Here is an 11,073-nt window from a genome sequence, read left to right as displayed (position 1 = left end):
ACACCAGCCATAAAAGAAAATTTCCCAGAAGTGTACTGTGCTTTTACACCAGTATTAAAAAATGGTCCTTTCGTAAAAGCATAGGACATACTGTAATTTTTATTATCTACAGCATCTACCAGTTCATATCCAATGTGTGTTTAAAAACTACCAACCGTAACCCTAAATTTATCGCTAAAATCATATGTCATATTCAATTGTTTGATCATAAACGTATTTGCAGCATCATTGTAAGTAAATTCTGAAGCGCGACTTCCGAATCCTAAATCTACAAATACAGATGCTTTTCCTAATTTATGACTAGCTTCAATTGATGCCATACCAATTTGAAAAGAATCATGCGAATTTGTAAAACTCGTTAAACTATTTCCATCAATGTTTGCGAAATCATATCTGTAGTAAAAATCTGCTGACCCCCCAAAAGTAGTTGGAGATGTTGTAGCCGGCTCATCTTGTGCATAAACAGATGAAATTGACATTAAAAATAATGCTGATACTGTTAATGTTGATTCTAATAAATTCATTTTTTTTATATTAATTTGTTAACGTTAATTATTTAAATTTCTCCACCAATTTGTTCACTGTCTAATCCAAAAGTTTCTACCTCTTCACTTACTCTTAAAGGTGTAATTAGGTTTACAACGAAGAATAGTAGATACGATCCAGCAAAGGCAAATACAGAAATTGCTCCAACAGCTATTAATTGATTGGTGAATAATGTTGAACCGTTGTAAAGTAGCCCTTCTTGATTTACTAAAGCTGGATTTACCGCTCTAGTAGCAAAAACGCCAGTCAATATCATTCCGACCATACCAGCAACTCCATGACAAGCAAATACATCAAGAGCATCATCAATAACACCTTTTGGAAATTCACTAACTACAATATAACTAATCAAACTTGCAATGGCTCCAATAGAAACTGCATGATAAATACTTACATATCCTGCTGCTGGTGTAGCAGCAATAAGACCTACTAGAATTCCAAGACAGGTTTCTACTGCCGTGATTTCATAGCCTCTAATTTTATCTAAAAACATCCAACATAAACCTCCAGCTGCCGCAGAAGCTGTTGTAACTCCAAGTGCTTGAGCAGCTATTGCGTTTGCTCCAAATGCAGAGCCTGCATTGAAACCAAACCAACCTACCCATAACAATCCTGTTCCAAGTAAAACATAAGGAACTTGTGCTGGATTTATATTTTGAATTTTCCTTCTGCCTAAAAATATTGCGCCTGCCAAAGAAGCCCAACCAGCACTCATATGTACTACCGTGCCTCCAGCAAAATCAAGAACTCCCATTTTATAGAAAATTCCATCTGGATGCCATACAGAATGGGCTAAGGGTGCGTAAATACATGTTACAAATAATATTATAAATAAAATATAAGGCCACAAACGGATTCGCTCAGCAAATGATCCAGTAATCAAAGCTGGAGTTATGATGGCAAATTTTGCTTGAAACATAGCAAATAAAACCAAAGGAATAGTGGGGGAAAGTTTCCATGAAGTATTCGCGCCAACGCCATTAAAGAAAAGATTAGACATTGGATTTCCTATAAAACCTCCAATGCTAGGACCATAACACAAGCCATAACCAACTACAACCCATAAAACCATTATAACTACCATGGCTAAGAAACTTTGAAACATGGTGCTAATTACATTTTTTTTACCAACCAATCCACCATAGAAAAAAGCCAATCCAGGTGTCATTAATAAGACTAATGCCGTTGCTACCAACATCCACGCGGTGTCTCCAGAATCGAATTTTACTTTTTCTGTAGAAATTACACTATCAGGAAATAATAAATTTGAAAATATTGGTAACACCATGATCGTTAACAATATTATGGTTAAAATAATTTTTTTCATAAATTTGTTTTTTAAATTTAAACAAACATATAAATTAATTGATTAAAATTCAAATTTTAAGATATATTTTGTAAGTATTTAACATTTTTACTGAAATCAAATCATTCTGTATCAATTTATATTTCAAATTCAATATTGTATAAAGTCGTCCTCTATAAATATATAGTGAATTCTAAATACTGATTTAAATTATAATTTTATTAAATGGGATATAAAGATTTTGTGTAAATAAAAATGCTGTAAAATAATTTCAAATAAATTTGATTATTTTACAACATTTTTATTTTTGTGACCACGGCGGGATTTGAACCCGCACGCCCTTGCGAGCACCAGCCCCTCAAGCTGGCAAGTCTACCGTTTCTCCACGTGGCCTTAAACTATAAAGACGCTGCACTGCAACGTCTTTATTTGTGACCCGACTGGGGCTCGAACCCAGGACCCCATCATTAAAAGTGATGTGCTCTACCAACTGAGCTATCGAGTCTTTGCTTTCAAGAAATATAAAATAATTGGTCATTTTTGTGACCCGACTGGGGCTCGAACCCAGGACCCCATCATTAAAAGTGATGTGCTCTACCAACTGAGCTATCGAGTCATTTTAATTTCTTGAATGCGGGTGCAAATATAAGGCGTTATTATTTATTTTTCAAAGCAATTTTCTTATAAATTTGTCTTTTTTTTACAAAACCTTTCAAAGGCTTAATTTATAAGGATTTAACAGCATGAAAAAAATTGTTTTAGTAGGTTATATGGGTAGTGGAAAATCCGTTATAGGCAGATTCTTAGCAAAAGATCTTGATTTGCCTTTTTATGATTTAGATAATTTGATAGTTTCACAAACTTCAAAATCTATAAATGAAATTTTTGCGGAACACGGCGAAATTTATTTTAGGAAATTAGAACATGAAATTTTTAAACAAACTTTGTTAAAAGAAAAATCTTTTGTATTGAGTTTGGGAGGCGGTACAGTTTGTTATGCAAACAATCATGAGTTTCTAAAAGCTCCAAACGTTACTTCTATTTATTTAAAAGCTAGTATTGCTACATTAGTGGTAAGATTGGAAAATCAACTCGAGGAAAGACCTCTTTTAAAAACATTATCAGGTGAAGAATTGTATCAATATGTAGCATCGCATTTATTTGAGAGAAGTTATTATTACAATCAATGTAAATTTGTAATTTCTGTCGATGATAAAACACCAGAGCAGATTATATCGGAAATAGAAGATTTATTTTAAATAGACATAATCTTCTTCTTCCTTAAAAACTACCTGAACGTGTTCCAATAGTGAAGTTGATAATGAAATGCCTTTAAAATCTGCTTTTATTGGGTATTTTTTATGATTTCTATCTACCAAAACGGCAGTTTTAAATTTTTTGAGTGGTACATCCAAAAAATGCCTGACTCCATATATTAAAGTAGTTCCAGAATTCAATACATCATCAACAAGAATTAATCCTTTGTTTTGATACTCATTTTTGGGAATGGAAGTTGTTATGGTTGCACTTGGATTTTTCTTATCAATAATAACGTTGCACAAAATTACTTTTATAGGCGAAATGGTTTTTAAAACATTTGCAATTTTATTTGCAAAAATATTTCCGTTGCCTTGAATTCCTGCAATCACAATTTCTTCCTCATTAATAAAAGTTTCATAAATCTGAAAAGCGATGCGTTTTATTTTGAAGGCTATTTCTTGATTGTTTAATATTATATTTTGACTCATATATTGTTATTTTAGAAATAATTTATTCTTTAATCTGTTTTTACATCAGTCCCAAAATCTTCAATATCGCGACGGTCTTTTTTGGTAGGTCTTCCTGTTCCTGTTTTTCTGTAATGCTCTTTGGATAACTTTAAAAGTTCCAAATGCTCAAATGATTCCTGTGGGGTTTCATCTTTTCTATAAATGTCGACCAATTTTGCTCCCACACGGCTTTCTGGAATGTCTAAAACCGAAATAATGTAGGTAATTTGATCTCTTCTAAAAGTAACTTTATCGCTCGGAAAAACTTCTTTGGATGCTTTTGCCACTTGACCATTCACCGTTATTTGGTTTTTTTTGCAGGCTTCTGTAACCATATTTCTGGTTTTATAATACCTCACGCACCACAAGAATTTATCTACTCTCATAAAAATTAAAAAAACAAAGTTAAATTTTAAACAAAAATAAATCAAAATTGTATCTTGCAGCCCTAAATTAATCAAAATAATGACACAATTTTTTAAAATAGCATTTGCATTGAGCTTAAGTATATTATTTATAGCTTGTAACAAAACAGATGATCCAATACCAGAAGTACCACCAGTTCCTTTTGCTACTCAATATCCTGTAGATTTAGCTGCTATTGATAAATATTTGGATGATTACGCCATGACAGTAAATGCAAACTTTGATGTTACATTTACTAAAATTCCAGCGGGAGATATTACAACACAAGATATTAAGCAGCAGTATGCACCGCTATACAAAACGGTAAATAGCAATGGTGTAGATTATAAAGTATATTATATTTCATTAAGAGAAGGTACGCAAAAAAATCCATCAAAAGTTGATTCTGTATTTGTAGATTACAAAGGAAGTTTGCTTAATGAAACAGTTTTTGATAGGAATTATACCAGTCCAATTTGGTTTCCTTTAAATGGAGTTGTTAGAGGTTGGCAAGAAATATTTCCTTTCTTTAAATCTGGCACAGTGACTGCTGGTGCAACTGCTGGTGATCCAAATGTATATAGCGATTTTGGGGCTGGAGTTATGTTTTTACCTTCTGGATTAGCATATTACAATCGTGCATCAACCAATATTCCAAGTTATTCTCCTTTAATATTTAGTTTTAAACTAAAAAGTGTGAATTATGTAGACAATGATTTTGATGGTATCGATTCGAGAGACGAAGGCATAGATACCAGCCTGGATACAGATGGCGATACTTTCCCTAACTATTTTGACCAAGATGATGATGGCGATGGTTACTTAACAAAGTCTGAAATTAGAATAAATGGTGTGCTTCCAACAAGTTATAGTTTAATTAAAGATTGCAGCGGAAACGCCACAGGAACCAAAAAACATTTGGACGCTAGTTGTCATTAAAATAAAATTATTCATGAAAAAAACCAGTATTATTTTTAAAATGATACTGGTTTTTTTTATCCAAATTTATTTTTTCACAACAAAGACTATTTATTGCAATTCAATGAAAACGCTGTAGTAGTACCATTTAGACCTATATAATAGTCTTATTTAAGTAAAAAAATAGTAAAAACTAAATAGGTTTTTTATAAATTCATCAGTGATTAATTCTTTAATAATATCATCTAATTTAAATTTAAGTTCTTCCATTGTTTTATAAATTTTGTTAGTAGTTATTCTTTTCATATTGAGCCAAACAAGTTCAGATGGTTTAAGTTCAGGGGAATATGGAGGAAGAAAAACAAGTGTTATGTTTTTGGGAATGATTAACGATTTTCCTTTATGAAAAGCACCATTATCTAAAATGACCACTTTATACTCTTTTTGATTTTTTTTGAGAGTTCGTTCAAGAATATTTGAAAATTATCTCCATTACAATATGGCAATTCCATCACTAAACTATCGCCATTATATGGTGAGAATGCACCAAAAATGTAAGTTGATTTGAATATGTTCTGATAAGTATAAATTGGCTTTACACCTTTTGCCGTTAAGGCTCTATCGTTTCTTGTAAATAATCCAAAACGGCTCTCATCCTGCACATAAAAATTGAAATGTTAGAATTCATCTGCTGCATTTTTTAATATATTTTCAAGAATTATACGGAAGTTTTTTTAAAAGTATCCACAACATTTAGGTCTTTTTTTAAGTGACTTTTTCGAGAAACTTTTAATTTAGCACCAAAATGTCTTTTAACATACTTATTTACGGTATGGTAATTTATTCCATTTGGGATATAATTCTCTACAATCCAATTAATTAAATCAATATAAGAAGTAAATGCTTTTTTTGGAGAGGTTAGTTTTTTCTCAATAGCTTGGTGTATTTCACTATTGATTATTGAGTGTTTAAAGCCTACTCTTGCGTCGAAAAGTAGTCCATCTATTCCACATTCAAAATATGATTTTCGCCACTTTTGAGCCGTATTATGATTAACTTTCAAGATAGAAGCAAGTTCCATTTTACTTAATGAAACTTGACTCTTTTTAATAATTAACAACATTTGAATACGGATTTTTTTTCTGTATTGGTTGTAGCCTTAATAATTTCTTAAGTTCAAGTTCGCTTTCTTTTACTATAATGTTTTTTGAATTTGCCATATACAAATATAAATAATTAGATTTATATTAGTCTAAAATAAAAAATAACTTGAAAATATTTCAGTCTATTTTATAAATATAAATGGTTTAATTACTAGTATAATTGTACAAAATTTGTCTTTTAAACTTATTTTAGCAAGAATTATTAAATCATTTAAAGTTTTTATCTATAAAAAAAACCTTCGTTTTACAACGAAGGTTTTCAGTATAAAATTTATAAAACATTATTTATTAGCATGTCTTCTTTCGATTTCTTCTTTGTCTTTTTTAGGCATTGTATCAACCAACACTGGAGTTGCTATAAACAACGACGAATATGTTCCAATTCCAATACCTATAAGCATTGCAAAGATAAATCCTCTAATTGATTCTCCACCAAAAATAAACATGATTAGCAATACTAATAACATGGTCAATGAAGTATTAATTGTTCTAGATAAAGTAGTATTAATGGAATCATTTACAATTTGATTGAAATTTCCTTTTCTGTTTCCAGCAAGGAATTCTCTAATTCTATCAAATACAATAACGGTATCATTCATGGAATATCCAATAACCGTTAAAATTGCCGCAATGAAATGCTGATCCATTTCCATATGGAAAGGCATAAATTTATAACACAATGAGTAAATACCCAAAACAAATATAACATCATGAACCACAGCCGCGATTGCTCCTAGTGAGTAACCTAATTTTCTAAATGAAACTACTAAGTATAAACCTACAACAAGCATAGCACCAATAACCGCCCAAAAAGAGTTGGTTTTAATATCTGCTGAAATGGCTGGGCTTATTTTTGAAGCTTGTAGAACACCTAATTGTTTGCCTTCATATAGATTGATAAACTTTTCATAAGTCATACCTGGTGAATAATGACTTTTAAGCGCATTATACAATTTTTGATTAACTTCGGTATCTATATTAACACCTTCGTCTTTAATTTTGTATTTTGTTGTAATCTTAAGTTGGTCATCTGTACCAAAAACTTTTGCTTCTGCACTTTTGAAAACATTGCTTTTAGACAATTCTGCTGCAATAGCAGATGGTTCGACTGTTTTTTCAAATTTTACTTGAAATGTTCTACCTCCAACAAAATCGACACCCTCATCCAATCCATTTACAAAAAATATGGATATAAAACTGATAATGATAACACAAGAAGAGAATATATAAGTACCCCTTTTAATTTTTAAGAAATCAAAGTTGAAACCTGTAAACCAATTTTTAGACCAGCTGTTTGCAAATTCCAATTTACTTCCGTTAGCTACTGCTCTATCTAAAAATATTCTAGTAATAAAAATAGAAGTAAACAATGAAGTAATAATACCTATTAATAAAGTCAATGCAAAACCTTTTATAGGTCCTGTTCCAAAAATATAAAGTATTCCACCAGTTAATATGTGGGTTACGTTCGCATCAATAATGGAACGCATAGCACCAGTCCAACTAAAAGATTTTTTGACTGCTTCGTCAAGACTTAAACCCGCACGAAGTTCTTCCTTTGCTCTTTCAAAAATAATAATATTGGCATCGACAGCAGTTCCCATTGTTAAAACTATACCTGCAATACCTGGCAAGGTTAGTACAAAACCAAAACTTGCCATGACTCCAAAAAGGAATAATAAATTGACAGCTAAAGCAATATTTGCATACCAACCAGCCTTACCATAATAAACTAACATCCAAACAGATACCAATAACAATCCAATAATAGAAGACATTAATCCATCATCAATTGCTTTTTGTCCTAAGGATGGTCCAACCACTTCAGATTGTACAATTTCTGCAGCAGCAGGCAATTTACCAGCTCGTAAAACATTGGATAAATCTTTTGTTTCTTCCAAAGTAAATGTACCTGATATTTCTGAACGTCCACCAGCAATTGGTCCTGTTGAAACACCCGGAGCTGAATATACAATATTATCTAAAACAATAGCAATATTACTTTTTTGAGTGTATGCTCTACCTGTTAATTCTTCCCATATTTTGGCTCCTTTTCCATTCATTTGCATGGTTACAGATGGTTTTCCCATTTGATCATACGAATTGGATGCATCTACAAGAACAGCACCAGTCATAGGCGCTACATTATTTCTATTTCCTTTTAAAGCATATAATTCAACTACATCTACATCTTTTGAAGAAGGTTTTCCCCACACAAATTTGGCATCAGAAAAATTACTAGGCAATAATGCTTTGATATCTGCACGTTTAAAATAAGTATTTATTGCAGCGGTATCTTTAGATTTAACATAAGCTAAAACTGGACTTCCTTGTGGACCACCACTTACTATTTTATCAAATAATGGATTGAATTCTTTTTTAGCTCCTTTTGTGGAATCTTTATCAACTAATAATTTATTGATTGCTGAATCTTCCTTTTTAATAGTATCAATTGATTTTGGAGCTACTTCTGTTTTTTTAAGTGCTTCATTGACAACTCCTAAATAATTTCCAATTTCGTCAACTTTTAAAGTTTCCCAAAATTGCAATTCAGCAGTTTTAGAAACTAAATCGATGGCTCTTTTAATATCCTTAACACCTGGAAGTTCAATAAGAATACGCCCGGTATTTCCCAACTTAACAATGTTGGGTTGGGTAACACCAAATTTGTCAATACGTTCGCGTAAAACTAGGAAAGCACTTTCGATAGCTTCATCAACTTTTTTATTAATTACTTTTTTTACGTCCGAATCAGATGTATTAAAATTAATTTTTTCCGAATCTGCTAAATTTCTATTTCCAAATATATTAGGATCAGATAATTTTATAGTTCCGTTTGAATTTGCATCAAAAGCTTCATAGAAAGCATTTAGGTAGGATTGATTTCCTTTTTGGTTGGTTTTTGCATCAGCCAATGACTTGCCAAATACCGGATTAGTCGAATTATTGGCCAATTGTTTCAAAATATCTTTGACAGAAATTTGAAGCGTTACATTGATACCTCCTTCTAAGTCAAGCCCTTTATTGATTTGTCTTGTCTTAATCTCATCGTAAGTAAAATAGCTTAAAAAAACTTTTTCTTTTCCGATGGAATCAAGATATTTTACTTCTTTGTCTGAATTTCCGTTTGCAAAAGTTTTTGCATCACTTTTCACTTTATTAGCAACAAAAGTGAAAGAAAGTTGGTAAATACTTACCAGTGCAAATATTATTGCAATAAATTTAATAAGTCCTCTATTCTGCATTCTGTATAAAAATTAATTAATTCTAGTTTGGTTTTTTATTTTCGATTATAAAAAGTAAGTTAAAAATATTACTCAATTTTTATAAAACGTGCAAATATATAAATTTAACCACAAAGAACACAAAGAATTTCACAAAGTTCGCTAGGATTTTGATTCTTTGTAAACTTTGTAAAGTTATATGTGTTTTTATGTGATTATTAATATTAAGCTAATACTGATTTCAAATCAGCATTCATAGCACGAACTGCCTCAGCACTTTTGGCAAACAATGCTTTTTCTGAATCGTTTAGATTTATAGTCACTATTTCTTCGATACCATTTTTACCTATAATACAAGGTACTCCAATACAAATATCAGATTGACCATATTCACCATCCAGCATTACAGAACAAGCAATCATTTTCTTTTGATTGTTTAAAATACTGTCAACCAAATAAGCCACGGAAGCTCCCGGAGCATACCAAGCTGAAGTTCCTAATAATCCAGTCAATGTTGCGCCGCCTACCATAGTATCTGCGGCTACTTTGTCTAATTGTTCTTGAGAAAGAAATTCGGAAACTGGAATTCCATTATAAGAAGCCAATCGTGTTAAAGGAATCATGGTAGTATCTCCGTGACCACCAATTACCATTGCCGAAACATCATTTGCAGGTTTGTTTAATGCTTTGGATAAGTAAAATCTAAAACGTGAGCTGTCTAAAGCACCGCCCATTCCAATAATTCTGTTTTTTGGTAAACCAGTAGATTTTAAAGCCAAATAAGTCATCGTATCCATTGGGTTTGAAACCACTACTACAATAGTATTTGGAGAATGAACCAATACGTTTTCTACAACCGATTTTACAATTCCAGCATTTATCCCAATTAATTCCTCACGAGTCATTCCAGGTTTCCTAGGAATTCCTGAAGTAATAACAACTACATCACTGTTGGCTGTTTTAGAATAATCATTAGTTACACCCGACAATTGTGTATTAAAACCTGTATTTGTAGCACATTGCATGATATCCATAGCTTTACCTTCAGCAAAACCTTCTTTAATATCCAATAATACTACTTCGCTTGCAATTCCTCTGTATGAAATTACATCGGCACACGATGCGCCTACATTCCCTGCTCCTACTATGGTAACTTTCATTTATGTTATTTTAAATTATAAATTTTGAATTTTAAATTAAATCATGAATTCTTAAAATTAAAATTTAGAATTCAAAACTTAAAATAATTTTAAGCATCAATATTTGCGTACACTGCATTTTTCTCGATAAATTCTCTACGAGGCGGAACTTCATCACCCATTAACATGGAGAAAACCCTGTCAGCTTCCGCTAGACTGTCAATATTTATTTGTCGTAAAGTTCTGAATTGAGGATTTAAAGTTGTATCCCATAATTGTTCTGCATTCATTTCTCCAAGACCTTTATATCGTTGAATTGCTGCGCTTCCGCCCATTCTTTCATTGGCTTGATCTCGCTGTGTTTCATTCCAAGCATATTCTTTTTTATTTCCTTTTTTAACCAAATATAAAGGAGGTGTTGCGATATATACATGACCTTCTTCGATTAGTTCTTTCATAAAACGGAAAAAGAAGGTTAATATTAAGGTAGAAATGTGACTACCATCAATATCGGCATCACACATAATTACTACTTTATGGTAACGCAATTTTTCTAGGTTTAATGCTTTACTATCTTCGGCAGTACCAATAGTTACTCCTAAT

Annotated in this window: 10 protein-coding genes, 3 tRNA genes and 1 pseudogene; 2 read left to right on the top strand and 12 right to left on the bottom strand. The window is 31.7% G+C overall.

Going from position 1 to position 11,073, the window contains the following annotated elements; genetic code table 11:
• The 5 genes and pseudogenes from RMN92_RS12950 to RMN92_RS12930 all read right to left on the bottom strand — a co-directional run.
• A pseudogene (locus RMN92_RS12950) lies at positions 1-479 on the bottom strand (porin); the annotation flags it as partial.
• A 77-nt stretch (positions 480-556) separates the two neighbouring features.
• The gene (locus RMN92_RS12945; protein ID WP_309609856.1) at positions 557-1,873 is read right to left on the bottom strand and encodes an ammonium transporter; all 1,317 of its coding nucleotides are present in this window, start codon (positions 1,871-1,873) and stop codon (positions 557-559) included.
• A 289-nt stretch (positions 1,874-2,162) separates the two neighbouring features.
• Positions 2,163-2,245 (bottom strand) — tRNA-Leu (locus RMN92_RS12940).
• 39 nt (positions 2,246-2,284) lie between these two features.
• A tRNA-Lys gene (locus RMN92_RS12935) sits at positions 2,285-2,357 on the bottom strand.
• Between the two features lie 38 nt (positions 2,358-2,395).
• A tRNA-Lys gene (locus RMN92_RS12930) sits at positions 2,396-2,468 on the bottom strand.
• A 127-nt stretch (positions 2,469-2,595) separates the two neighbouring features.
• On the opposite strand from RMN92_RS12930, the gene RMN92_RS12925 reads away from it, so the two are divergent.
• On the top strand, positions 2,596-3,111 hold the full coding sequence (locus RMN92_RS12925; protein WP_309609855.1) for a shikimate kinase: 516 nt from the start codon (positions 2,596-2,598) through the stop codon (positions 3,109-3,111).
• Here RMN92_RS12925 and RMN92_RS12920 read toward each other — a convergent pair.
• Positions 3,103-3,600: a phosphoribosyltransferase domain-containing protein gene (locus tag RMN92_RS12920; RefSeq protein ID WP_309609854.1), complete on the bottom strand. Its 498-nt coding sequence runs from the start codon at positions 3,598-3,600 to the stop codon at positions 3,103-3,105. The two genes, RMN92_RS12925 and RMN92_RS12920, sit on opposite strands and share 9 nt — an antisense overlap.
• 29 nt (positions 3,601-3,629) lie before the next feature.
• The gene (locus RMN92_RS12915) at positions 3,630-4,007 is read right to left on the bottom strand and encodes a S4 domain-containing protein (protein WP_309609853.1); all 378 of its coding nucleotides are present in this window, start codon (positions 4,005-4,007) and stop codon (positions 3,630-3,632) included.
• A 79-nt stretch (positions 4,008-4,086) separates the two neighbouring features.
• Between RMN92_RS12915 and RMN92_RS12910 the strand changes: the two genes are divergently transcribed.
• Positions 4,087-4,965 carry an FKBP-type peptidyl-prolyl cis-trans isomerase gene (locus tag RMN92_RS12910; RefSeq protein WP_309609852.1) on the top strand — a complete coding sequence of 293 codons (879 nt, stop codon included), beginning with the start codon at positions 4,087-4,089 and terminating at the stop codon, positions 4,963-4,965.
• A gap of 150 nt (positions 4,966-5,115) precedes the next feature.
• Here the strand turns inward: RMN92_RS12910 and RMN92_RS12905 are convergent, their stop codons facing one another.
• The 5 genes from RMN92_RS12905 to RMN92_RS12885 all read right to left on the bottom strand — a co-directional run.
• Entirely contained in the window at positions 5,116-5,418 is a 303-nt protein-coding gene (locus RMN92_RS12905) for a transposase (RefSeq protein WP_309609857.1), read from the bottom strand.
• Between the two features lie 244 nt (positions 5,419-5,662).
• Positions 5,663-6,067 carry a hypothetical protein gene (locus RMN92_RS12900; RefSeq protein ID WP_309609851.1) on the bottom strand — a complete coding sequence of 135 codons (405 nt, stop codon included), beginning with the start codon at positions 6,065-6,067 and terminating at the stop codon, positions 5,663-5,665.
• Between the two features lie 321 nt (positions 6,068-6,388).
• On the bottom strand, positions 6,389-9,352 hold the full coding sequence (gene secDF / locus RMN92_RS12895; protein ID WP_309609850.1) for a protein translocase subunit SecDF: 2,964 nt from the start codon (positions 9,350-9,352) through the stop codon (positions 6,389-6,391).
• 203 nt (positions 9,353-9,555) lie between these two features.
• Positions 9,556-10,491, bottom strand: coding sequence for a malate dehydrogenase (locus tag RMN92_RS12890; RefSeq protein ID WP_309609849.1), 936 nt, complete (start codon positions 10,489-10,491; stop codon positions 9,556-9,558).
• Between the two features lie 89 nt (positions 10,492-10,580).
• The coding region (locus tag RMN92_RS12885) for a toprim domain-containing protein (RefSeq protein WP_309609848.1) at positions 10,581-11,073 on the bottom strand (493 nt) is incomplete at its 5' end.

Source organism: Flavobacterium sp., from assembly GCF_031363805.1.
Classification (GTDB): domain Bacteria; phylum Bacteroidota; class Bacteroidia; order Flavobacteriales; family Flavobacteriaceae; genus Flavobacterium.
The sequence above is the reverse complement of the archived record's forward strand: the minus strand, read 5'-3'. Positions and strand labels throughout refer to the sequence as shown.